At 67.6% G+C, this 22,422-nt stretch carries 20 protein-coding genes; 5 read left to right on the top strand and 15 right to left on the bottom strand.

Features of this window, described 5'->3' with window-relative positions; translation table 11 throughout:
- The 8 genes from DK459_RS27210 to DK459_RS27175 form a co-directional block, all read right to left on the bottom strand.
- Window positions 1-729 (bottom strand): phage minor tail protein L, encoded by a 729-nt coding sequence (locus tag DK459_RS27210; RefSeq protein WP_047991976.1) that lies wholly within the window; start codon window positions 727-729, stop codon window positions 1-3.
- A 2-nt stretch (window positions 730-731) separates the two neighbouring features.
- Window positions 732-2,693 carry a pyocin knob domain-containing S74 family peptidase gene (locus DK459_RS27205; RefSeq protein WP_053074791.1) on the bottom strand — a complete coding sequence of 654 codons (1,962 nt, stop codon included), beginning with the start codon at window positions 2,691-2,693 and terminating at the stop codon, window positions 732-734.
- Complete coding sequence (locus tag DK459_RS27200) at window positions 2,690-3,028, bottom strand: phage tail protein (protein ID WP_024070534.1); 339 nt, start codon at window positions 3,026-3,028, stop codon at window positions 2,690-2,692. Before DK459_RS27200 ends, DK459_RS27205 begins: the two co-directional genes overlap by 4 nt.
- A 2-nt stretch (window positions 3,029-3,030) precedes the next feature.
- On the bottom strand, window positions 3,031-4,329 hold the full coding sequence (locus tag DK459_RS27195; RefSeq protein ID WP_110135186.1) for a phage tail tape measure protein: 1,299 nt from the start codon (window positions 4,327-4,329) through the stop codon (window positions 3,031-3,033).
- 57 nt (window positions 4,330-4,386) lie between these two features.
- The gene (locus DK459_RS27190) at window positions 4,387-4,677 is read right to left on the bottom strand and encodes a DUF4035 domain-containing protein (protein WP_110135185.1); all 291 of its coding nucleotides are present in this window, start codon (window positions 4,675-4,677) and stop codon (window positions 4,387-4,389) included.
- Entirely contained in the window at window positions 4,677-5,150 is a 474-nt protein-coding gene (locus tag DK459_RS27185) for a phage tail assembly chaperone (protein WP_110135184.1), read from the bottom strand. Before DK459_RS27185 ends, DK459_RS27190 begins: the two co-directional genes overlap by 1 nt.
- Before the next feature lie 5 nt (window positions 5,151-5,155).
- Window positions 5,156-5,623, bottom strand: coding sequence for a phage tail tube protein (locus DK459_RS27180; RefSeq protein WP_110135183.1), 468 nt, complete (start codon window positions 5,621-5,623; stop codon window positions 5,156-5,158).
- 249 nt (window positions 5,624-5,872) lie between these two features.
- Window positions 5,873-6,658 carry a hypothetical protein gene (locus tag DK459_RS27175; protein ID WP_233256868.1) on the bottom strand — a complete coding sequence of 262 codons (786 nt, stop codon included), beginning with the start codon at window positions 6,656-6,658 and terminating at the stop codon, window positions 5,873-5,875.
- Window positions 6,659-6,738: 80 nt separating this feature from the next.
- Here DK459_RS27175 and DK459_RS27170 point away from each other — a divergent pair, with 80 nt between their 5' ends.
- Window positions 6,739-7,434: a S24 family peptidase gene (locus tag DK459_RS27170; RefSeq protein ID WP_053497387.1), complete on the top strand. Its 696-nt coding sequence runs from the start codon at window positions 6,739-6,741 to the stop codon at window positions 7,432-7,434.
- Between the two features lie 52 nt (window positions 7,435-7,486).
- Here the strand turns inward: DK459_RS27170 and DK459_RS27165 are convergent, their stop codons facing one another.
- The 3 genes from DK459_RS27165 to DK459_RS27155 all read right to left on the bottom strand — a co-directional run bounded on the left by DK459_RS27165 (window position 7,487) and on the right by DK459_RS27155 (window position 9,916).
- The gene (locus tag DK459_RS27165) at window positions 7,487-8,944 is read right to left on the bottom strand and encodes a DUF1254 domain-containing protein (protein WP_110135182.1); all 1,458 of its coding nucleotides are present in this window, start codon (window positions 8,942-8,944) and stop codon (window positions 7,487-7,489) included.
- Between the two features lie 187 nt (window positions 8,945-9,131).
- Window positions 9,132-9,680, bottom strand: coding sequence for an ureidoglycolate lyase (locus tag DK459_RS27160; RefSeq protein ID WP_006385685.1), 549 nt, complete (start codon window positions 9,678-9,680; stop codon window positions 9,132-9,134).
- Window positions 9,677-9,916, bottom strand: a complete 240-nt coding sequence (locus DK459_RS27155) for an Arm DNA-binding domain-containing protein (protein WP_006385684.1) — start codon at window positions 9,914-9,916, stop codon at window positions 9,677-9,679. The genes DK459_RS27160 and DK459_RS27155 overlap by 4 nt, the downstream gene beginning before the upstream one ends.
- 146 nt (window positions 9,917-10,062) lie before the next feature.
- On the opposite strand from DK459_RS27155, the gene DK459_RS27150 reads away from it, so the two are divergent.
- Entirely contained in the window at window positions 10,063-10,443 is a 381-nt protein-coding gene (locus DK459_RS27150) for a cupin domain-containing protein (RefSeq protein ID WP_006385683.1), read from the top strand.
- A 55-nt stretch (window positions 10,444-10,498) separates the two neighbouring features.
- On the opposite strand, the gene DK459_RS27145 is transcribed toward DK459_RS27150, so the two are convergent.
- Together DK459_RS27145 and DK459_RS27140 are read right to left on the bottom strand one after the other, a co-directional pair.
- The gene (locus tag DK459_RS27145; protein WP_047991981.1) at window positions 10,499-11,749 is read right to left on the bottom strand and encodes an MFS transporter; all 1,251 of its coding nucleotides are present in this window, start codon (window positions 11,747-11,749) and stop codon (window positions 10,499-10,501) included.
- Between the two features lie 84 nt (window positions 11,750-11,833).
- Window positions 11,834-13,246, bottom strand: coding sequence for a sensor histidine kinase KdpD (locus DK459_RS27140; RefSeq protein WP_173361824.1), 1,413 nt, complete (start codon window positions 13,244-13,246; stop codon window positions 11,834-11,836).
- 418 nt (window positions 13,247-13,664) lie between these two features.
- Here DK459_RS27140 and DK459_RS27135 point away from each other — a divergent pair, with 418 nt between their 5' ends.
- Both DK459_RS27135 and DK459_RS27130 read left to right on the top strand, forming a co-directional pair.
- Window positions 13,665-16,766: a WG repeat-containing protein gene (locus DK459_RS27135; RefSeq protein WP_054439086.1), complete on the top strand. Its 3,102-nt coding sequence runs from the start codon at window positions 13,665-13,667 to the stop codon at window positions 16,764-16,766.
- Window positions 16,763-19,639 (top strand): WG repeat-containing protein, encoded by a 2,877-nt coding sequence (locus DK459_RS27130; protein WP_110135180.1) that lies wholly within the window; start codon window positions 16,763-16,765, stop codon window positions 19,637-19,639. Before DK459_RS27135 ends, DK459_RS27130 begins: the two co-directional genes overlap by 4 nt.
- A gap of 44 nt (window positions 19,640-19,683) precedes the next feature.
- On the opposite strand, the gene DK459_RS27125 is transcribed toward DK459_RS27130, so the two are convergent.
- The gene (locus tag DK459_RS27125; protein ID WP_020926146.1) at window positions 19,684-20,544 is read right to left on the bottom strand and encodes an oxaloacetate decarboxylase; all 861 of its coding nucleotides are present in this window, start codon (window positions 20,542-20,544) and stop codon (window positions 19,684-19,686) included.
- 104 nt (window positions 20,545-20,648) lie between these two features.
- Between DK459_RS27125 and DK459_RS27120 the strand changes: the two genes are divergently transcribed.
- Window positions 20,649-21,527 carry a LysR family transcriptional regulator gene (locus tag DK459_RS27120; protein WP_035199499.1) on the top strand — a complete coding sequence of 293 codons (879 nt, stop codon included), beginning with the start codon at window positions 20,649-20,651 and terminating at the stop codon, window positions 21,525-21,527.
- Between the two features lie 84 nt (window positions 21,528-21,611).
- On the opposite strand, the gene DK459_RS27115 is transcribed toward DK459_RS27120, so the two are convergent.
- Window positions 21,612-22,422: siderophore-interacting protein (locus DK459_RS27115; protein ID WP_110135284.1), on the bottom strand; the 811-nt coding region annotated here is incomplete at its 5' end.

Below are 22,422 nucleotides of genomic sequence, written 5' to 3'. Positions count from 1 at the left end.
CTATCCCCTTACCAGGTCGGCGGACGGGAAGCCGCCGAAGTTGATGACTTCGTACTCGCCGAAGCGCTTCTTGCAGTCGGACATCAACCCCGAGCAGCGGTCCAGCGTGGGATCGGTGACCGGCTTGCCGTCCAGGTCGAACATGCGGCTGCCGGTATAGCCGCAATAGGGGCCGCGATAGCCGCCCTTGCGCAGCCACGAACACACGCCGGCGATGATCGGGCGGTCGGGCAGCTTCTGGCCGTTGAAGTCCAGGGCGCTGGAGAGCGAGAACTCCACCACCTGCGCGGTCTCCACGGTCTTCTGCTGCACGATCCAGACTTCGGGCGACAGTTCTTCCTGGGGATCGGCAGTGGGGTTGCCTTCGGCAAAGTTCACCGCGTCCAGGTATTTGCCCAGCGTGCGGCGCACGACCACGCGCGCGCCCACCAGGTCATCCAGGTGGATGCAGAGGGCGGAGATGACGCCGGGCAGAGGGTCGCCTTTTTCGTCCTGGCCGATGTTGCCCACCCGCAACGTGGGCGAAGGCTGCTGGCCCTCGCCCACCTGTTCGAAGCCCTCGGCCTGGATCGACCACGGATCGTATTGCTTGCCCTGCCAGTGGATGGCCCCGACCTGCATGTAGCCATGGAAGCGCTGTACGGCGCCGCCGATCTCGCTGGCATCCAGCTCGAACAACTCGACCAGCGCGCCGGGCTCCAGTTTCTGTATATCTGCGGTTATCGGCATTCCTATGCCTCCATTTTAGTGAGCGCTTTCACACGTTCTTCGAGCGCATTGATCCGCATGTCGGCATGCTGAAGCGCGGCAATCAGGTCCGGGACGATCTTGGAGTAATCCACCTGCTGGTAGGCGGGAACGGACTCCTCCATGCCCGGCATCTTGATCATTTCGTCCTTGGTGCCGGTCACCGCATGAGGAATGAGCGCCTGCAATTCGTGGGCGATCGCGCCGCGGTACCGGATGCCGGCGTCGGCCATGCTGTAATCGACGACCCGCACGCCCATGACGCGGTTGTAGCTTTCGGCGATCGGCGTTGCGGCGACATCATGTTTGAGTCGATAGTCGGACGCCGTGTTGTATTGCGTGATCGAATCGGTTACCTGAATCGACCCCACAAGGCTATTGGCGCTGTTCATGAAGCCCACCGCCACAGTGGTGCCCGCGTTGCGGGGCTTGAATATCAAGCCGTACTCATAATTGGCGCCCAGGTAATTGATCGTCGCGATGTGGGTATACGGCGGCGGCGTCAGCAGATCCGGGCCGAAAACCCAGCGCGACCCGATGATGCGGCCACGTTCGATATCATCGGTAATGAATCTGACGGGCATGGGACCTCCCCACCCGTTTTTCGTCGTCCCCAACGTGGCCACCCCGGTGCCGCAGGCCATGATCATGGTGGGGGAATTGGGATCGGCGTACGGCGTGGCCCGGAAGATCGCGCCCTTGCCATTGTTGCCGGCCACGGTGAAATAGCAGTTCTCGTCTATCAACGAACGGATCAACGGCCCATTGGCATAGTCCTGCGTGCTGCGGTCCTGCCATATATGAGCGACAGGCGGAGAGAACCGTACATAGCCGCCTTGCGCCTGCGACCAGCGACGCCATCCGGAGCCTTCAAACCAGACGTCGCCACAATCCTCGCTCGCGAGATCGGCGGCATCCGAAATGGCTCCGACGTATCGCCATCGCGTCCATCCCCCCGTAGCGGTTCCGTCGCCCGCGGGGACGAACTGCCTCGAGAATTCCGGTCCGCTCGCGTCTGCTTTCAGGGCGCCGTAGCGCAGACGTTGCATCACCACGCCGGACAGATCGAGGACACTCACCTCGCCACATTGGCGCAGGGCCTGCAACTTGGGATAGTTGGCGCCATTCTCGAGCGTGTAGGCAGTGCGCCACAGGAAAGCGCCAGAGGACTTCATCGAATTGAAATCCACACCGGTTCCCGTGATGTCCTGCACCGTTCCCGCCTCGCGCCAAGGAGTCCAGGCGTTCTGCGACAGAAGGGTACGAAAATACAACCGGGGTGAAGCTTCGCGCGAACTGAGCGTCTGGACCGCCGCGTCGCCCGCCGCTTCGACCAGCAGGAAGGCGGGGGCATTCAATCCGGCAGGAAGATTCGACACGCCCGCGGACGAGGACAGGAAAACCTCCACTGGCCGCTTGTACTCGTTCAAATCGACGTTGCCTTGGACGACCACACACTTGCGCTTGGGACGATACTCATCCGGCACGGCACCATCGGCGCCGAGGGGCGCCACCCCTTCCGGTTTGCCTTTGTCGCTGCGAGGAAGCGCGGCGTCCGCCGTACCCTGCGCCCGATCCGCCGCATCGGCGGCGGCCTGCGCGGACCGCTGCGCTTGCGATGCCGCGGCGCCCGCGGAATCTGCGCTGGCCTGGGCATGCAGGGCCTTGGCGTCCGCTTCATCGGCGGCCTGTCGCGCTTGCCTGGCAGCCGCATCGGCCGTATCCCCGGTTCGCTGGGCCGCCACAGCCTTGCCATCGGCGACATCAGCGGCCTTGCCAGCGTCCGCGGCTTTCAATTCGGCGATCGCGGCCGCCGTTGCATTGGCGACCGTACGCCGGTCCAGTTCAGCGATATTCGCGTTGACCTTATCGAATGCGGATCGCAGTTGATCGCCGGTTTGGTCGTTGGGCGCCGCGCCAATGTTGATCTGCTTTATTGCCGTCATGGTTTGAACACCTGATCCATCGTGAACGACAAGGCGAACATGTCGCCCTCCATGGCGCGCAAGCGCACTTCGCGCGCCTTGTAGTACCCCTGCTCCCCCATCGGCGGTGTCCAGAAGAAAGCGCGGTAGCCCGCATGGCGCTTTACGAATTCGAGAATGGGCCGGACATACGCCTCCCTGCCGACGAACTCCAGCGGCCAGGATTGCGTCGCCGCATGAATGCCATCGGCCGCTTCCTGCTCGTAGCCGTCGCCGAACTGCACGCGCAGGGTCCGGTCCTTGAGCGTGCCGACGGGATTGGGCCGAGGCGACCAGTTGAAGACTTCGATTGCCATGCTCATGCCCCCGCTAAACGGTTGTTGTTGGCTTGCCATGCCAGGCCGCCCTGGCGATACGATTGCGACATGCGGCGATCGACCAGTTGCGTGACGTATTCGCCGATCTGCTGGCCGAACTGCTGCCAGCCGCCCTCCCCGGATTCGCTGGAGGCACTGACGTTGCCGTCCTGCACGTAGACGTTGACGGCAACGCCGCCCGCGACGGAGTTGGTATCGCCGCCAACGCTCGGGAAGGCCGCGCGAATGCCGAGCGAACCGTCGGCGCCGCGATGCAGCGGCATGATGGCCTCGGGCCCGGCCTCGCCCATGACGCCCATGGGGAAGGCGACGGGACTCGTGACCATGCCGTTGGTGAAGGCGTTGCCCTTGGCGCTGGGGAAGAATGACAGCGCCGTTCCGCCGGAGACGAAGCTGCTGCCAACGGAAATCCCCCCGGCAGCCGCTCCGCCGCCGCTGAAGAGGTCCGAGAGGAACGATCCAGCTTTCCCGATCCATCCCCCCACGCCGCCCTTGCCCTCCATGAAGCTATCGCCCAACAGGGTTTCCATCAATTTGGCGGACGCCGCCGAGGTCACCATCTTTGCCACGTTGTTCAGGAACGAGAGGCCCAACTTGTCGAACTTGTCCGCGACAAAGTCGTACATCTTCGTGCCCAGGATGTCCTGGATCTTGCTCGCGCCGTTGCGCGCCGATTCGAGCAGCTTGTCGTTCACGTCCAGCATGAAATCGCCGTCCCGCTTCACCAGACCGAGACCGCGTCTTGCCGTGTCGTACTTGTCCTGGCTCAGCGTGCCGTCGTTCAATGCCTGATCGAGCGCCTCCTGCTTTTGACGCTTTTCTTCGTTGGCGGCCGCGTCGGGATTCGCCAGGCTCTGGATATACGCGCTCATCTTCATCTGCGCGCGCAACTTGTCCAACCGCGACGCGCCAGCCAACAGGCTGACCTTGTCGTCATCGCTCTCGCCCGAGAATCTGCCGATCTCGGTTTCCACGCGCATTCGTCCAACTTCCGAGTCCACGCCCAGCAGCGCGCCGGTCTTGCGCATGTCCGCCAGCGTCTGCTCGACGGCTTCCGACCGGATAGCGCGGGCATTGCGATCCAGCGCCTGCGTCGCCTTGGCCTTTTCGGCCGCCCCCAATTTAGTGACGAGGGTGTCCTTGGCGCCGGCCGTCGCAGTCTTCGCGAGTTCGCTGCCGCGCGCCTTCAGCGCCGTGCAGTTCCGGTTGAGTTCGGTGGTCTGCTGCTTCAACGCCGCAGTTTCCGCGGCGATCTGCGCCACGGTCTGTATGGTTGTCATGGTCCTTTACCTCTCATAGATCCGCCTCCGGCCCGCTTGCGCGGGCCGGACACGTCGTCAAGACCCCTTCCCGGCCTTCGACAGCAGGAACGCCTTCAGCGCATCCGCCCCCGCCTCGGCGGGAGGTTCCTCGTCGTGCGCGCCCCAGCGCACCAGCATGTCCGTGGCGCGCACCTTGGCGCCGGCGGCCTGCGCCACCGTGGCGGCGAGGCTGGCGGCAAGCAGGTCGGTCCGCTCGTCTCCCAAGGGAGAGGTGCGGTCCAGTTCGCGCCACAATGACAATTCATGGGTGTCGATGCCGTCCATCAACTCGCCCAGCGTGCGTCCCAGCCGAAGGGCAAGCACCATCAGGAAACGGAGGTCTGGCGTTTCCTGGAGGGCTTTTTTGCGCGCTCCTGCGCCCCCTCCCCGAGGTTGCCCAGCTCGATTGCCCTGGCAACCAGCATGGCGTGCGCCTGCCCGTAGGCCGCCGCCACCGTGTCGACGTCGTCATCGCTGAAGACGCGCCGCGGGCCATGCTCGGTCTGCTCGAACAGCGTGCGCACCAGCAGGCTGGCCGAGGCGCGGGTGTAGTCCACGCCCGGCGCGTCCAGCTTGGCGCGTACGATCTCGTTGTCCTCGCCCGGCACCACGCCCGCGGCCGCCCAGATGGCGCGGATGTGAAACAGGTGATCGCCGGCGCTGGGCGCGCGCACGATGACGCGCGCGTCCTGCCATTGCGGCACGCTGACGGTTTCATGGGCAAAGCCGGCCAGCGGATCGGCCGCCAGGCCGCGCACGCCCGCCGCGCGAGCCGGGGAATTGATCGACGTGTCCGTCATGGCGCTCAGCCCCCGTTGGCGGGTGCGTCGGGCATCTTGACGGCGCCGGTCACGCGCACGTTGAACGTGGCGGACACGACGTTGTCCAGCTGGCCTTGCCACTGGTACTGCGTCACCAGGCCGAGGAACTCGAACTTGGCGCCGTCGGCGAAGGTCACGCGGAAGGCGCGGGTCTTCTTGTCGCTGCGCGCGGCCACCAGTGCTTTCTGCGCCGGGTCGCCGGCCTTCCAGTTGCCGGCCATGCTGAAGGTGCCGCTGTCGTCCAGGCCCAGGGCGTATTCCTTGGCGGTCGACTTGAGCACGGTGACGTCGATCTCGGTGGTCTGGCCGCCCTGGAAGTTCGGGTCCTTGATGGTGATGGCCAGATCGGCATAGGCCAGGCCAGCCGCGCCCAGGTCCTCGGTGGCCGTGGTCGACACTTCCAGTTGCGTGCCCTGGGTTTGAACGAATTGCGAAACGGTAGTACCTGCCATTGCAGACTCCAAAAAAAAGCCCGCCAATGGCGGGCAATTGCGGACGCCCGGCAAACCGGGACGGCCACGAAAAAGCCCCGCGGCGAATGCCGCGGGGCTGGATCGGTCTGTCGGGAACGGCATGGCGAACCACGCGGCATGCGTGTTGCGCGATGCCCGTTCCGACGGCTCTCATAAAAAAACCCGCTGGCGCCTTTGGGCGTTCAGCGGGTCTGGCTGGTTCGGGCGCAACTTGCCCCGACGAATCAATTATGCGGAAGCACCGCGCGCGCCGCAAGGTTTGGCGCGATCCGCGTGTCGCACTTGCGGCGCCGTCACCAGCGCGCGGCGGCGCAGCGCGGGCAGCAATGCGGCCTTGGCCTCCTGGTAGGCGGCGTGCTGCTGCTCGGGCGTCAACCGCGGGTTGCTGAAGACGCGCGCGCCGGCCGCCTTGTTGCCGGCATGCACGCCGATCGCCGAGCGCTGTTGCCACGGCAGCTCGTCAATACACAATTCGGTCTGCTCGCCGCGCGTGGCGGCCAGGCGCGCGTCGACATCCTCGTCGTCATAGGCTTCGTCGGACGTCATGCCGCGCGCGAACGCCGCCACCCTGCCCACGCCCAGGTGCGGCCGATAGCCGCGGCTCCAGTGATACCACTCCATGATCAGCGCTTCGACCTGATCCGATTCCTCTCGTGTCATGTTCTGCCCCTTCTGTTGCTGGCCGCGCGCGCCCTCCTGGCGGCTGGCGGCCGCCGCTGCCGGCCGCGCGGAAAGCGAGCGCGCGATGGCCGCGCCCGCCTGCGATGCCGCGGCGATCCAGTCTTGCGGCGCCCGCAGCGCCATGTTTCCTGCCTGATTCATTTGCCGCTCCTTGGCGTTGGGTTCGATGGTGGCGCCCGTCGTCAACACGAGGGGCCGGATGGGTGCCGTGGCGGCACCGCGACGTTGGACGGGCGATGCCACCGTCCGGATGGGTTGCCGGGAGAAGCGATAAAGTAGCGATACGCTACCCACGCTTCCGTCTGATAACAACACACGTTTTAGGTGATCCATGAGTAGAATTCTACAAATGTATAATCGTCATTTCAACACTTGTTGTTGCACAATTTTCCACAACTGTTTAGCGTCCCATCATGGCTCTCGGAAAACAAATCAGGCACTATCGCGCCGCGCTCGGCCTCACCCTCGAACAACTCGAAGCGCGCACCGGTGTGGGCGTGGGCACCATCGCCGCCCTTGAAGGGCGCGACAGCGAACGCTCCAAGTACGCCTCGCGCCTGGCGGCGGGGCTGGGGCTGACGCTGGAACAACTGCTGGACGAATCCGCGCAATATCCGCCGGACGTCGTGCTGGCCGATACCGGCGGGGCGTCGCGCGCGGACGACGGCGCGGCTGGCGACCTGCGCATTCCGCGCTTCGACACGGGCGGCGCCATGGGCGCGGGGGTGGAACTGCGCGACCAGCCTGGCGTGATCCAGAGCCTGCGCGTCAGCCAGGAATGGCTGCACAAGAATCTGCGGCACTACACCGCGGCCGCCAACCTGTGCGTGGTGACCGGTTTTGGCGACAGCATGCGGCCCATGTACAACCCCGGCGATCCCCTGCTGGTGGACCTGGGCGTGGTCAAGGCCGACGTGGATGGCGTGTTCTTCTTTCGCGTCGGCAACGAAGGCTTCATCAAGCGCCTGCAACGCATTCCCAGCGCCCGCGGCCTGCTGATCCGCGCGAAATCCGAGAACACCAAATACGATGCCTGGGACATCACCGAAGACATGGACCTGCAGATTTTCGGGCGCGTGCTGAAGGTCTGGCGCAGCGAGGATCTGTGACGCGCCGCCCGCACGTGCGGCCCGCGAGCCGCGCAGCGGCGCGGCCTATGCCCTATGAACCGGCGCGCTGCACCTGCGGCGTTTGCCAGCTGCCGTCCAGCAAACCTGGCTTGGGCCAGTAGTAGCGCAAGGCCAGCATGAAGGGGCCGGCCGGCGCCGGCAACCAGTTGGCCTGGCCGCCCTTGGCCGGCGCCTGATGCTGGATGCGCAGCGTCAGTCCGCCATCGCGATCGCGCTTGAGCGCGGGCAACATCGTCGAATCGATCACGTAGCGCTGGATGGGGTTGGCCACGACCGATTGCCCCGGCAGCCGGTAGAGCGTGACCGACCAGAAGGCGTTGACCGGCGGCAGGGCGCGCGGCGCGAACCGCAGCGTGTAGGCCTGGGTGCCATCCAGCGGCAGGCCCGCCATGTCGGTGGCCAGCACCGTCGACAGCGATTCTTCGCGGCTGTCGGTGCCCAGGCCGACCTGGGCGCCCGTGGCGCGCGCCAGGTAGTCATTGCGCAATGTCCGGCGATCGCCGAACAAGGTATCGGTCCGGCCCGCCAGCGCCACGCGATGCTTGTCGATGTCGTTCTGGCCGTCATGCATGCCCTCTTGCATGACCTGCCGCAGGCGCGGCGGCATGGCGTCGGTCACCGCTTGCGCGTCCGGGCGGATGCGCAGGCTGTCCAGGCGCTTGCGCAAGGTCTTTTCGCTGTGCGCCACCGGCGCGAATTGCAGCAGGAAGCCCAGCTGGTTGTAGAACTCGAGCGAACTGCGCATCTGCGTGGGCGGCTCGGGCTTGATCCACTGCACCGCGGCAGGCGCTGGTGGCGCGGCCTTCTTCAGGTAGGCGGACAGCGGCTGGATCCGGTAGCCGGCCTGGATGCGCTTGACGTTGGCGATGTCCGACTGCGCGAATCGCTGGGTCCGGCCGCTGACGCTGACCAGGTCGGTCTCGGCCCGGATCACCTGGGCGAATCCCTTCGGCGGGGCGCCCTTCCAGCGCGGGCCGGCCACCAGGAACCGACCGCCGCCGTTGCCGGTGGCACGACTGCCGATGTAGGCAAAGTTGTAGCCATACAGGTCCGTCAGCTGCAACGCGAAATAGCGCCTGGACTCCATCGGCGGCACGCTGATGACGACCGGTTCGGCCCGCAGGTCGAGCACGGCCGAGGACGCGGGCGCATCGACATTGGGCGCGGCGGTCGCGTTGTCGTCGGGCGTGACGGCCGGCGCGGCGTGGCTGAAGGTATTGAACGGGCCTTTGTATTGCGCGCCGCCCTGGTCGATGTTGGTGGAATAGATGGCCTGGTAGCGGGCCACCATGGGGTAGCCGTACAGGTAGGCTTCCTTGGCGATGCGACGCGCTTCGGGCGCCGACACGCCATCGATGCCGACGAATTGCGATCCCGTGGCCGCATCCGGCGAGGTGAAGCTGCAGCCGCTCACGCTGACGGCCAGCGCCAATGCGGCAAGGCCACGGACATAAGGGGAAGATCCGGCGCCGACGGGGCGTATGCGCATTCCATGCTCCAACAGGGGGAGGCGTTGGCAACGCCCGAATGGCGGCAGCGTCGCGGACAGGACAGACAGGCGCTGAAATTCTGGCACATTTCGCAACCGTAGTGAAACCGCGGGACGATGACAGCGTCGCCCCCAGGGCCGCGCCACGGTCCGGCCCGCCTTGGCGAGCGGGCGCACCGCGCGGAAGTCAGTCCTGTGAATGCGGGACGTCCAGCCGGCAAGCGGGGATCGCCGCGATCGCGCTTTCACTGGCGGCGGCGTCGGTCGTCAGGTGCTGGATCAGGTCCAGCGTGGTCGAGCGGCGGGTCAGCATCAGGCAGGTGACCTGCGCGTCCGTCACGCGCGTGGCATGCCAACAGCCGGGCCGCATGCAGACGCCCTGCCCCGGCTCCACGCGAAACGCCGCCAGCGTGGCCAGGTCCGGCGTGCCGTCGGCCGCGCTGCGCGCCACCACCTGGATGATGGCGCCGGTCAGGGGCACGATGGCCTGCTGCGTCAGCAGGTGTTTTTCGAGGCTGGCCACGTCGGCCGAAGCGCTGCGGTAGTTCACCCACAACACTTGCGCATCGCCACCAGCGCCCGTGTTGAACACATGTTCCTGCCAGAAGTCGGTGGCGTCGTTGCTGAACAGCGGCACGCCGTTGCCCAGGGGCATGGGCTTGCCCAGCATCCAGCCGTAGGCGCTGAAGGCATCGGCGGTCAGATCGTGCACGGGCACTGCTGCGGCGCGGGTCATGTCGGGTCCTTGCTGGAGCGGGAGGAAGCGGCGCGTCGGGGGAATTCTGCGTCGTAGTCGAAGTCGCCGCGCGCGATGGCGGCGAGGATGGCGTTGCGCCGCTCGGCGGCGCGCTTGAGGTTGGCGGCGGTGGGCTTGACGCGGATGCGTTCCACGCAGTGCCGGCCCTGGTAGAAGAAGCCGATCTCGATGGACGATTCGGATGCCGGCCGTACGCCGTCAAAGCCTGTGCTCATGCCGACATTGCGCCGGATGCGACCCGACGCCCCCTGGGAAAGTCCCGGATTATCGCAGCTTTTTTCGCCCCCGGACGCCGCGCGCCGCCGACACGGCCGCAACGCTGTTATAACGCGCGTATCGCCCCACCCACTGGAGACGCTCCATGCCGACCGACCTGTCTTCGCATTACGTTTTCCTGGATGCCGCCGGCAACGCCGCCACGGTGGCCGGCGGCGACGCGTTCTGGTCGCTGCCGCGCGACGAACTGCAACGCTATGGGGATGGCTGGCTGGTGTCGGAATACGCCTGCGCCGCGGACTGGTCGCAATGGGAAATGCATCCCCAGGCCGACGAGATCGTGCGCCTGATGTCCGGCAGCGCCGAACTGCAGCTGGAGTGGCCGACCGGCATCCAGGCGGTTCACCTGCGGGCGGGCGACGCCTACGTGATACCCAAGGGCGCCTGGCACACGCTCAAGGTGACGGAGTCCTGTCGCATACTGCACATCACCATGGGCGCGGGCACGCAGCATCGGCCGTTGTAGCCACGCCCGCCCTTTGCGGGATCGCGCCGGGCGCCGGCTCGCATCGCGCCCTGGCTCAGCCGGCCGCCACGGCGGCCCCGACGCGCGGCAACTGGCGATCATCGATGGGCCAATGCAGCGCCGCCGACAGGACGCCCAGCGCCATCGCCCCTACCCAGATCAGGTCATAGGAATGGGTGGCCTCGTACACCAGCCCGCCCAGCCAGACGCCGAGAAACGACCCCACCTGGTGGCCGAAGAAGACGAAGCCGAACAGCGTCGTGATGTAGCGCACGCCGAAGACCTGCGCGATCAGCCCGTTGGTGAGCGGCACGGTGCCCAGCCAGACGAAGCCCATGACAGCCGCGAACACGTAGACCGAGCCAGCCGACAACGGCAACAGGAAGAACAGCGCCATGGCGGCGGTGCGCAGCAGATAGATGCCCGCCAGCAGGTATTTGCGGCGGTGATGCGCGCCCAGGATGCCGCAGACGTAGGTGCCGGCGACATTGGCGAGCGCGATGATGGCCAGCGCGGCGACAGCATCCGCCGCCCGCATGCCTTTGTCCATCAGGTACGCCGGCAGGTGCGTGCCGATGAACGCCAGCTGGAAGCCACAGGCCAGGAAGCCCAGGTTCAGCAGCCAGAAGCCCGGTTGGGCAAACGCCTGCCGGATCGCGGCGCCCAGCGGCTGCTCATCCGGCGCCGCGCCGCCGCCCGGGGCCTGGCGCGCCGTTTCCTTCAGCGGCCATGCCAGTGGCACGACCACGGCCAGCACCACCGCGAAGATCAGCAGCGCATCGACCCACCCGCGGCTGCCGATCAACCACTGCGCCGCGGGCACCATGGTGAACTGCCCCAGTCCGCCGACCGCGCCCGCCACGCCCAGCGCCCAGCCGCGGCGCTCGGGCGGCACCAGGCGGCTGAGGGCGCCGTAGATCACCGCGAATGCCGTACCCGACAAAGCGATGCCGATACAGACGCCGGCGCTCAGCATGAAGGCGGTGACCGTGCCGGCATGCGCCATCCCGGCAAGCCCCAGGGCATAGCATGCGAGTCCTCCCAGGATCACCTTGGCCGAGCCATGGCGGTCGGCGATCATGCCGGTGAACGGCTGCACCACGCCCCACGTCAGGTTCTGCACCGCCATGGCCATGGCGAAGGTCTCGCGCGACCAGCCTCGCTCCATGGTGACCGGCAGCAGGAACAGGCCCTGCACGTGCCGCACGCCCAGCGCCAGCCCCATGACGACGCCGCCGGCCAATACCATGAGCCACAGATTGCGCGACGCGCGGGAACGATCGGACGGCGAAACGGCGACGGACATGGCGAACCCCTGGCGTGAAGGCGGATCCCGCGCGGGCGGGCGGTTGACGCTATTACAGGGGCGGCGCGGCCGCCGATCAACTGATTAATTTTCGCCGGCTGCATGCGCCGGGGGAATGCCAGCCGGCAGCCACAGCGAGAAGACCGACCCCTTGCCGGGCATCGACCGCAGCGTGATTTCGCCATGCAGCAGGCCCGCCAGGCGGCGCACGATGGCCAGCCCCAGTCCCAGGCCCTGCCCGGCAGGCGGCGAGGCTGGCGCGCCGGCGCCGCGGGTGAACTCGGTGAAAACGGCTTCCTGCAACTCGGGGGCGATCCCCACGCCGGTGTCCCAGACCTGGATCAGTACGCCGCCGCGCCGTCGGCGGGCCGACAGCAGCACGCCCCCCTTGGGCGTGTACGACAGGGCATTGGTGAGCAGGTTGTCGAGGATGCGGCGCAGCAAGGCCGGATCGGTGTCCAGGGCCAGGGAGGTGGGCGCGACCGACAGCCGCAAGCCGCGCGCGCGGGCCAGCGATGCGAAATCCAGGCGGATGTCGTCGAACAGCTGATCGAGATCGACGGCGCGCCCCTCGATCCGCAACAGATGCGCATCCATGCGCGAAACGTCCAGCAATCCATCCAGCAGGCGGTTCAGGCTGTCGAGCACGGTCTGCTGGCGCCGCGCGACGTGCAGCGCGTCCTGCGCCGTGACGTTGCCGCTCTCGGCGCGGCTGGCCAGGATGTCGGTGAACATGCCCAGCGCATGCACCGGCTGGCGCAAGTCGTGACCGGCGGCGGCCAGGAAGCGGGTCTTGGCGCGGTCGGCCGCGGCCACGCGGTCGCGTTCGAGCTCCAGGCTCCGGACCAGCGCCGTGTTTTCGAAGCGCAGCGCCACGGTGGTCTTGAGACTGCGATAGGTGACCGCGCTGAAATACAGGTTCACCAGCAACAGGCAGACGCCGAAGGCGGCATACACCAGGTGCAGGCCATCGGCCGCCGCCACGCAGGCCAGGATGAAGGGCGCCACCATGCCCAATGCCGAGCCGGCGTAGGCGGGCGGATAGGCCGACAAGGACGGCACCGCGCCGCTGCACATGCCGGCCAGCATCACACAGCCGAAGGCCAGCATCATGTCCTGCCCCGACAGCACGGCGACCACCCCCGCCAGGCCCCATAACAGGCCCGACGTCCAGGAAAGCAGGCAGAAACCCCGGATCCATGGCCGCAGCGGACCGGGCCCGCGCCGCAGGAAACGATGGCAGACCAGGACCCGCGCCAGGGTCAGCGCGTACACGACGGCGATCCACGACGCCAGCAGCCAATCCGGGGCGGCGTTGCGCATGACGTAGACGACAGGCAGCGCCACGGCGAAATTGGCGAACAGCACGCCATACGATTGCTTGTACAGCAGCGTGGCCAACTCGGTCGCGACGGCATCGGCAACCGGCGCGGGCGAGGCGGCAGGCGAGGAGAGCCCCGGAGGAGGGGATGGGGAGAACGCGGCTGGGGCGGTCATGCGTGCGGATAGGCCCGTATAATTTTGCATCATTTGACCCTTGCTGCGGCGCCCCGTCCGCTCCCATGCTCCGCCCTTCCCGCCCGGCGCCAAGCATCGAACCGCGCCAGCCCCTTCGCATCTCCGGGACCGGTGGCTGGCCACCATCCCCGGCCAGGCCTGAGCGAGCTGCTGATCATGGTCTGCGCGGACGAATTGTCGCAAGAGCAGCAGCAGCGCGGTAGAAGATGCGCACCCGGCTGTCCCATTAACGGTTCGTGCCTTATCGTTACATTTGCCGGTTTCTTAAGTACTACTGCTGGTTACAGTGCTGCCTTTGCTCCTTTATAGCAGGCATTCCGACCATGCGGCACGTCCGGCTTCGCTTCTTCCGTCCTGTAACGTCCGCGCGCCTTCGCGCACAACACGCGCGCGCATCATGACGCGCGCGTTCGCCCTGCGGCCATTGGCGTTGGCCACGCTGCTGGCCAGCTTCGGCCCCCTGCCCGCCACGGCCGAGTCGATCGCGGACTGGCAGCAGGATTGCGTCGGCCGCACGTACGCCATCAACCCCGACGTCAGCTGCAACCGGCCCTATGCCGAAGGGCTGGCCGCGGTGCTGACAGGCAAGGCCAGCGACCAGGCCGGGACCTGGGGCTACATCGACAAGCAAGGCCGCATGGTCATCACGCCGGCGTTCCAGGAAGCCGAGTCGTTCCAGAACGGCCTGGCCGCGGTGCAGCGCGATGGCCTGTGGGGCTATATCGATGCGCGCGGCAACTGGGTCATCAAGCCGCGCTTCACGCGGGCCTCCGGTTTCAACGCCGAAGGCACCGCGCTGGTCGAGGCGGAAGAACGCGACGTGCTGATCAACCGCCAGGGACAAGTGCTCAAGACTTTCGAACTGGGCACCCGCTCGTGGGGCTTCGAGCCCGGCCAGAAACTCGCGGCGATGGAAATGCCGCAGCCGCCGCAGTTGTTCAACACCGCGACCGGACACGCCTTGACGCTGCCCGCCGACGTGATGACGCTGGCGCGGCCGGAATCGGGCTACCTGCCGGCGCAGCAGCGCAGTCTGCGCTACGGCGGCTGGTGGGGCCTGCTGGATGCCAATGGCCGCTGGGCCATCGCGCCCGATGTGCTGCGCTCGCAACAGGCGCCGCTGCGCGATGGCGACACGCTGGCCGTGTACCGCCGGGACGAGTGGGAATTCGTGCGCCCCGACGGTTCGCCGCTGACCGCCACCCGTTACGAAACCGTGCAGCGGGTCGTGCCGGGTTTGTGGCTGACCAAACCCCGGGGCAAGGCGCCCTTTGCCTTGCTGGACGCCGCCCTGAAGCCGCTCTACACCTTCACGCGCGACTACCTGAGCGTGGAGGAAGCCGATGGCTGGAAAGTGCTCGCCGACATCGACGCGGTGGTGCTGATAAACCCGGCGGGCAAGCACCAGGTGGTCCCGGCGGTTTTTGGCGACGTCAATGTCAACAACGGCCTGGCCTGGCTTCATGGCCAGGCGCCGTTCGATGCGTCCCCGCGCGACGCGGCCGGGCCGACGAGCGAGGCCGATGCGGCGACCGAGGCTGATGCCGCAACCCAGGCCGATGCCGCGACCGCGGCCACTGCCGCGGCCGAGGCCGATGCCGCGATCGAAACCGCGGCCGCCGACACGGTGACCGCCCCGGCCAACATCGACGTGGCCCAGGATCCGGCGCAGGTCGAAGCCGACGCGCAGGCGGTGGCCGACGCCGCCGCCGCGGGTGCCGAAGCCGCCGCCGCGGCCGCGGACGCCGCCACCAGCGCGGACGCCGGCGGCAGGGATCCCGAAAGAACGCTGGTGCAGATCTACCGGCCCGACGGCACGCCGCTGCTGGATGCAGACACGGTAAAGCAGCTGCGGCAATACCAGGTCATGCCCTTCACCGCCAAGCCTGTCGGCGGCAGGTCCCGCAGCGCGCGGCAGGACCGCGATGGACTGCCGCTGGCCCTGCTGCGCCCGAAGGACTATACGCAGCCGAACGGCATCCTGACGCGCGCCGGCAAGATCGTCACCAATCCGGATTGGGACGACATGAACACCTATGGAGCCGTCGCGCCGCTGGTGGTACAGACCCGCGAACGCCGGTTCGGCACCATCGACGCCGAAGGCAACTGGGTCATGGAACCCCGTTACGCCGGCATTGGCGGCTTCAAGGGCGCCTATGCCTGGGCCCGCACGCCCGACATGACGCGGGGCAACGCGATCCTTATCGATACCCGCGGCACGGTGCAGAAGCTGCCGGCGCAGGTCGCGGCCAACGGCGAGAAGCTCGACGGCGATCTGCTTTACTACTACACGCTGGATGAACGGCGCCAGCGCCGCTGGGGCCTGTGGAACATCCGCGGCGCCAGCGTGGCCGTCAAACCATCGCTGGACCGCATCGACGATTTCGAGGACGACTGGGCCAAGGTGCAGGAAAACGATCGCTGGGGCGTCATCGACCGCCAAGGAAAATGGATCGTGCCCGCCACCTATTCCGGCAGCTACGACCTCGAATACCTGGGCAACGGCCACCTGCTGGCGCGCGAACCGAAAAGCGAGGAGGCCTCCGATTACGGCGACAACTACCGCCTGATCAACCTGCGCACCGGCAAGCGCAGCGTGGTGCTGCACGACAAGCCGCAGGATCTCAAGCAGGGCCGTTACCTGGCGCAAGGCAAGGACGGCGCCACGCTGCTGTTCGACGCGCAGGGCGGCATGACCCGGCTGTTCGAAGGCAAGCCCGATCGCCAGGAACAATATGGCGACTGGATCTATGTGCAATACCGCGCCAGCAACGGCGCGATCGATGCGCGCGGCAATCTCAAGGTTTCCGCCGGCACTGGCGAGTTCAACCCGTTCTTCGTCCAACCCGAAGGCCTGGCCCGCGTCTACGACGGCCAGCGCTACCGCGTGATGAACGAGAACGGCAAGGCGCTGCTGGAAAAGCTTGGCGACGGCACGCCCCTGGCGTCGATGAAGCGCGTGGTGTTCCGCGACCGCAAGAACTCGCAAAGCGTCATGACCGATCTGCAGGGCCGCGAGATCACGCGCTTCAAGGGCGAATTCACGATCGAGGAGCGCACCGCCAGCGAAGGCGTGGTGACCTACCGCGGCGACGGCGACCGCTATGGGTTCGTCAACGCCGATGGCAAGCGTATCGTCGGGCCGTACTTCAACCGTCTGGGCCCCCTGCGCGACGGGCTGGCCCTGGCCAGGCGCGACCAGCGCAGCGGCCAGTTGCTGGGCTATATCGATCTGACGGGCCGCTACGTGATCGCGCCTGAATTCGGCTGGGCCGACGACTTCCACGAAGGCCGCGCGCTGGTGCGGCGCGAAGGCCTGCTGGAGTTCATCGACAAACGCGGCGCCACCACGGCGCTGTTCAGCGTCATGTGCGGCGAGGTCATCGTGCTGGATGGGCAGGGCAAGCTGACCTGGCCGCGCGAAAAGCTCACCTGCCCCGACGCCGCCGAAATGGAATACGCGCCCGCCCCCGAATCCGCCAAAGCAGAACAATCATGACCTCACGCGCGTTTCATGCCACCCGCATCGCCTGCGCCGTCGCCGCGCTCGGCGTTTCCCTGTCCGCCCAGGCGCAGTATCGATATGGCCAGGCCAACTGCGTCGACAGCCTGATGGATGCGGCCGCGGTCTACCGCGACCAGGACCAATACGGCCCCACCGGCTGCATCGGCACGCTGTCGGACGATCGCGCCGCCGTGCTGCTGCCATCCGCCCTGGAGCCGATCGACCGGGTCCCCATGGACCAATCCCTGCGCCGGCACGCCTGGGGTTTCGTCGACGGCAACGGCAGGCTGGCCATCAAGCCACAGTTCGAACGCGTGGGCGACTTCCACCACGGCCTGGCGGCGGTGCGCTGGCAAGGCAAGTGGGGGTACGTCGACGCCAAGGGCCGGATGGCGGTGCCGCCGCGCTACGACGCCGCCTTCAGTTTCGTCGAGAATGGGTTGGCGCTGGTGATGCGCGACGGCCAGTACCAACTGATCGATCGCAGCGGCGCGGCGGTCGGCGACGCGATCGATCCCAGCGTCGAAAGCGCGTGGTTGCACGAAGGGTCGCCAGCCAGGCTATCGGTCAGCTACCGCGAAGAATACCGCTCGCCCGATGGCGAACGGCGCTACGCCCGGGACGGCATCCGCATCCTGTCCCACTATGGCAAGGATCTGTTCATCGCGATCGACAACCACGGGATGTATGGCCTGCTCGACGCCAACTGGAACTGGCGCGTGGCGCCGAGTTTCAGCGACATCTCGCAACGCAAGGGCGACGCCGTGGCGCTGGCTATCGGTGAGGAGGAAGTCGTGCTGATCGACGCCGGCGGCGGACTGATCGGCGAAGGCCAGGGCTATCAACGCATGACGCGCGTGGGCAACGCCTTCTGGAGCGCGCAGCTGCCGCGCAAGGGTTACGCCTTGCTGGACGCCTCGGGCAAGACACTGACGACGCTGACCCCGGAGGAAGCGCAAGCGTCGACGCTCCATGACGATACGCTGCTCTATCTGTCGGGCGAGACGCTCAAGGCGTTCGTTCCCGGCCGTGCCGAGCCGGTAACGCTGGGCGCCGGCCTCCAGCCCGTGCAGGAGGAAGGCGGCTACCTGCTGTTGCACGATGCGGCCGGCCAGGTCGCCGGCTTGCTGACGCCCAAGGGCGTCTGGCTGCAGGGCGACAGCGCGCCGCCCTGGCTGGCGAAAGCCAGCCGGCTGACGCTGCGCCAGGGCAAGCTGTGGCTGTCGGACAAGGACGGCCAACTGCTCAACGCACTCGATGCCGACGGCCGCACGGTGCTGCAGCCCGAAGCGCTGCAAGCGGCGCAAGGCTCGCAATTGCAGGACATGCCGCTGGATGTGCCGGGCGGACCGCTCGGCCTGCTGGGCCAGGGCTATTGCCACTGCAACGACGGCGGCGCGGGCCTGCTGCTGGCCGATGGCGGCGTCGCCACCGACCTGGCCTGGAACGAGGTCGTGTCGCTCGATGGCGAGCGCGATGGCTACGCCGCCGACGACGACAACGCCGAAAAGCTCAGCGCCGATCAATTGCGTTTCGCCGCGCACACCAACGAGGGCGTGCTGTTACTCGATGGCAGCGGCAAACCGATGGACTTGCCCATGCAGCAATACATCGGCGCCTTCCGACAGGGCTATGCGCTGGTCTACGCCAAGGGGGTGACGCAGCTGATCGACCGCGCCGGCAAACGCTACGCGTTGCCGGATTATTTCGAGGCCGAAGTGGTCGCGCCCGGCCTGGTGCGCTACTTGAAGACCGCCGCCGAAGGCGATCCCTGGGGCCTGTACGATTTCCACGCCGGCAAGGAGGTGTCGGCCCCGGTGTTCCAGTTCATCGGCGGCTTCCGCGACGGCCAGGCGGCCGCCTCGCTCGGCCCCGGCAAGGTGGGCGTGATCGACCTCCAGGGCAAATGGGTCGTGCCGCCGCGCCACCACGACGTCAAGCGCGTCAGCGACAAACTGTGGCTGGTGCAGCAGCCCGGCCCGCAGGAGAACGAGTATCGTCGCCCCACCTCGCTGGTCAATCGCGACGGGCGCGCCCTGACACCCTTCGAGCCGGGATTGGAGGCCTCGCGCGAAGCCAACGGCACGTTCCTGGCCTATAACGACAAGCAGCGCTGGGTGATCTCGCCCGACGCCTCCGATGCGCTCGATCTGCAGGACGCCAGCTACACCGCGATGGGCGACTGGCTCGCGGTCCGCCGCGCCGACCGCCACGGCTACGTGGACGGCCAGGGCCGCTGGCAGTTCGCGCCCGGCCCGGTGGCCGGCACGGCGTTCCAGGGCGCGCCGGCGCGGGCGCTGCTCAGCGGCGACGATGGCGCGCGCCTGATCGACACGCAAGGCAAGACCGTCGCCAGCCTGCCGGCCGGTGAGTGGTACTGGCCCGCCGGCGCGGACTGGCTGGTGCGGCGCCACGAACGACAGGGCATGCCGGCCACCTCCTATGTCGACACGGCCGGCAAGGTCCGCCTGACACTGGCCGGCAACGCCACGGCATTCTCGGAAGGCCAGGCGGTGGTCGCGCAGCCCAATGGCGGCATGCGCGCGGTCGACGAGAAGGGCGTGGCGAACGGGCCGACATTCGACTACCTGGGCGCCCGGCACGACGGCCTTTCGATCGCGCTGGTCGGCGATCAATATGGCTATGCGGACGGACAGGGCCGCATGGCGATCGCGCCGGCCTACCTGTGGGCTTCCGACTACACGAACCAGCGCGCCGTGGTGTCGACCCGGGAGCAGTCGATGATCCTGGACGCAAGCGGCGCCGTGCGGGCCCGTGTCGGCATGGAATGCGGCGTGCGCACGCTCTACGGGAGCTACGGCCAGCGGCTGTGGCCGTTGTCGCTGCCGAAGGGCTGCCGTCGGTGAGGAAATGCGCGTGAGCGCGGCGCGGGCGCCGCGCGCACGCCCCGCTATTGCGTGTCGAGGGCCAGGTAGCGGCGCGTCTGCACGATTTCCTCGCGCTCCTTGAAACTGGTCAACCGATCGGCCAGCGCGCTGCTGTCGCCGCTTGCGCGGATCGCCGCCAGGGTGGCCTGCATGGCGTGGATCGCCGCGCGCTGCAGGTCCGAAGGGATGATGGCCAGGCGATATCCCATCGCCGCCAGGTCGGGCAGCGGCACCAGGGGCGTCTTGCCGCCATAGAACATGTTGATCAGCTTCAGGCCCGGCAGCCGGTCCGCGATGGCGCGGATCTGCTCCAGCGTTTCCGGCGCCTCGACGAACACCATGTCGGCGCCCGCCTTCACATAGCGTTCGGCGCGCGCGATGGCGGCATCGAAGCCTTCCACCGCGATGGCGTCGGTGCGGGCGATCACCAGCGTGTCGGCATCCGCCAGCGTCTGGCGCGCGATGTGCACCTTGCGGCACATTTCCTCTGCGTCCACCAGGCTCTTGTCATCCAGGTGGCCGCAACGCTTGGGAAACGACTGGTCCTCGATATGGAAGGCGGCGACGCCGGCGCGTTCCATGACGCGCACGGTGCGCTCGACGTTGGCCGACCCGCCGAAGCCGGTGTCGGCGTCGGCCACCACCGGCAGGCCGCTGGCGTCGACGATCTTCTCGACCCGGTCCATGACCTCGGTGAAACTCAGCAGCCCGATGTCGGGAAAGCCGGCCGCGCGGGCGATGGCGCCGCCGCTGGCGTACACCGCATTGAAGCCGGCGGCCGCCACCAGGCGGGCCGACATGCCGTCGTAGGCGCCAGGCGCCACCACGATGTCCTGGGCGAGATGCTGGCGCAAACGCGCGCCGGGAGTAAGGGTCGTAGCCATGGGCATTCCTTGAAAACGGGATATCGATGCCCGCATCATCGTCCCGCGGAACTAGAATGTCCAATATATGGAAAATCTATAACCAGTACTTTTTGGATACTGATATGGAACTGCGCCACCTGCGCTATTTCGTCGCCACGGCCGAGGCCCAGCACTTCACCCGCGCGGCCGAGCAGCTTGGCATGGCGCAGCCGCCGCTGTCGCAGCAGATCCGGCAACTGGAAGAGGAAGTCGGCACGCCGTTGTTCGACCGGCGCGGGCGCGGCGTCAGCCTGAACGACGCCGGCCGCGCCTTCCTGGCGTGCGCGCAGGACATCCTGCAACGCGCGCACGACGCGGTGCAGACAGCGCAGCGCGCCGCGCGCGGCGAAGTCGGCGAGCTGTCGCTGGGGTTCACCGAATCGGCCTCGTTCCATCCGGTCGTGACCGAATTGATCCGCCTGTACCGGCAGCAATATCCCGACGTGGAAATGACCTTGTCGCAGGACGACAGCGAAACGCTGGTGGCGCGGCTGCGCGACGGCTTGATCGACGCGGCGTTCGTGCGGCCGCCATTCGCGATGGATGGCGGGTTGCGCTTCACGCAACTGACGGAGGAAGCGTTGATGGTGGCGCTGCCGCTGGGCCACGCGCTGGCGCGGCGCAAGCGCCTGGCGCCGGCCGACCTGGCGCAGGAACGCTTCATCCAGTATTCGCGCAAGTCCGGCTATGGCCTGAGCGCCGACATCATGGCGGCGTGCCGCCGCCACGGGGTGAACCCGCTGCCGGGCCAACGCGCGCCGCAACTGTCATCGGCGGTGAACCTGGTGGCGGCCGGCATGGGGGTGGCGGTCGTGCCGGCCTCGCTGCGCCACCTGCGGCCGGACGGGGTGGTCTATCGCCCCTTCGCGCTGGACTGGCCGCGCGCGGTGCTGGGGCTGGTGGTGCGCGACGACGCGCCCGGCGGGCGCGTGGCCAATCTGCTGGCGTTGGCGCGGGCATAGCCGCGCCGGCCCGATGCCGCGCAACAGCGGGACATGATGCGCGATACCGTAGCGCCCGGGCACGGCGGCCTGGACGCGGCGGCCTCAGTCTTCGTGCGACTCGTGCACCGCGATGGCGCCGCGCTTCCAGTAGCTGGCGGCGCGGATGCGGCTCTTGTCGACGCCGTGCTGCGCCACCATGATCTCGCGCACCGCCTTGGCCACGGCCGACTCCGCCGCGATCCAGGTGTAGCCCTCGCCGGGCGGCAACGCCAACTCGCGCGCCGCCTCCAGCAACAACGTGCTGTAGCCGGCCGCGGTGCCGTCGCGATGCAGCCAGCGCACCGAGGCGCGGGCCTGGGTCGGCAAGGGGATCTCGTTGGCGGCGCCCGGCACTTCGATCAGCACCAGCGCCTGCGCCGTGGCGGGCAGCTCCTCCAGGCGGCGGGCGATGGCCGGCAGCGCGGTTTCGTCGCCGATCAGCACGTGCCAGTCAAAGCCCTTGGGCACCACGAACGAACCGCGCGGGCCGCCAATACCCAGGCGCTGGCCGACTTGCGCCTGTTCGGCCCAGCTCGAGGCCGGGCCGTCGCCGTGCAGCACGAAATCGATGTCCAGTTCCTCGCGCTCGGCGTCGAAACGGCGCGGGGTGTAGTCGCGCGCGGCCGGGCGCGGCGCGCCTTCGGGGAACTTGATGCCATCGGGTCCGACCTCGGGCAACGCCAGCGGTTGCGAGGGATCGGCGGGAAAGAACAGTTTCACGTGGTCGTCGAAGGAGGCGGACACGAAGTCGCGCAGGTCTTCGCCGCGGAACGTGACGCGGGCCAGCAGGCCGGCGATGCGTTCCACGCGGGCCACGGTCAGCACGCGCATCTTGAGCGGATGGCGCACGCGTTCGACGGTCAGGTCGGTCTGG

Origin of the sequence: Achromobacter sp. RW408 (assembly GCF_003184165.1) — a bacterium.
GTDB classification, from domain to species: domain Bacteria; phylum Pseudomonadota; class Gammaproteobacteria; order Burkholderiales; family Burkholderiaceae_B; genus Achromobacter; species Achromobacter xylosoxidans.
This window is presented reverse-complemented; position numbering and strand designations above follow the sequence as displayed.

What these genes read in the sequence shown, in the direction of transcription:
- DK459_RS27135 (WP_054439086.1), top strand. Translation starts at nt 13,665, where the DNA reads ATGACGCGCGCGTTCGCCCTGCGGCCATTGGCGTTGGCCACGCTGCTG.
- DK459_RS27145 (WP_047991981.1), bottom strand. Translation starts at nt 11,749, where the DNA reads ATGTCCGTCGCCGTTTCGCCGTCCGATCGTTCCCGCGCGTCGCGCAAT.
- DK459_RS27185 (WP_110135184.1), bottom strand. Translation starts at nt 5,150, where the DNA reads ATGACGGACACGTCGATCAATTCCCCGGCTCGCGCGGCGGGCGTGCGC.
- DK459_RS27195 (WP_110135186.1), bottom strand. Translation starts at nt 4,329, where the DNA reads ATGACAACCATACAGACCGTGGCGCAGATCGCCGCGGAAACTGCGGCG.
- DK459_RS27125 (WP_020926146.1), bottom strand. Translation starts at nt 20,544, where the DNA reads ATGGCTACGACCCTTACTCCCGGCGCGCGTTTGCGCCAGCATCTCGCC.
- DK459_RS27210 (WP_047991976.1), bottom strand. Translation starts at nt 729, where the DNA reads ATGCCGATAACCGCAGATATACAGAAACTGGAGCCCGGCGCGCTGGTC.
- DK459_RS27180 (WP_110135183.1), bottom strand. Translation starts at nt 5,623, where the DNA reads ATGGCAGGTACTACCGTTTCGCAATTCGTTCAAACCCAGGGCACGCAA.
- DK459_RS27120 (WP_035199499.1), top strand. Translation starts at nt 20,649, where the DNA reads ATGGAACTGCGCCACCTGCGCTATTTCGTCGCCACGGCCGAGGCCCAG.
- DK459_RS27140 (WP_173361824.1), bottom strand. Translation starts at nt 13,246, where the DNA reads ATGACCGCCCCAGCCGCGTTCTCCCCATCCCCTCCTCCGGGGCTCTCC.
- DK459_RS27175 (WP_233256868.1), bottom strand. Translation starts at nt 6,658, where the DNA reads ATGGATCACCTAAAACGTGTGTTGTTATCAGACGGAAGCGTGGGTAGC.
- DK459_RS27165 (WP_110135182.1), bottom strand. Translation starts at nt 8,944, where the DNA reads ATGCGCATACGCCCCGTCGGCGCCGGATCTTCCCCTTATGTCCGTGGC.
- DK459_RS27160 (WP_006385685.1), bottom strand. Translation starts at nt 9,680, where the DNA reads ATGACCCGCGCCGCAGCAGTGCCCGTGCACGATCTGACCGCCGATGCC.
- DK459_RS27170 (WP_053497387.1), top strand. Translation starts at nt 6,739, where the DNA reads ATGGCTCTCGGAAAACAAATCAGGCACTATCGCGCCGCGCTCGGCCTC.
- DK459_RS27155 (WP_006385684.1), bottom strand. Translation starts at nt 9,916, where the DNA reads ATGAGCACAGGCTTTGACGGCGTACGGCCGGCATCCGAATCGTCCATC.
- DK459_RS27190 (WP_110135185.1), bottom strand. Translation starts at nt 4,677, where the DNA reads ATGGTGCTTGCCCTTCGGCTGGGACGCACGCTGGGCGAGTTGATGGAC.
- DK459_RS27150 (WP_006385683.1), top strand. Translation starts at nt 10,063, where the DNA reads ATGCCGACCGACCTGTCTTCGCATTACGTTTTCCTGGATGCCGCCGGC.
- DK459_RS27130 (WP_110135180.1), top strand. Translation starts at nt 16,763, where the DNA reads ATGACCTCACGCGCGTTTCATGCCACCCGCATCGCCTGCGCCGTCGCC.
- DK459_RS27205 (WP_053074791.1), bottom strand. Translation starts at nt 2,693, where the DNA reads ATGACGGCAATAAAGCAGATCAACATTGGCGCGGCGCCCAACGACCAA.
- DK459_RS27200 (WP_024070534.1), bottom strand. Translation starts at nt 3,028, where the DNA reads ATGGCAATCGAAGTCTTCAACTGGTCGCCTCGGCCCAATCCCGTCGGC.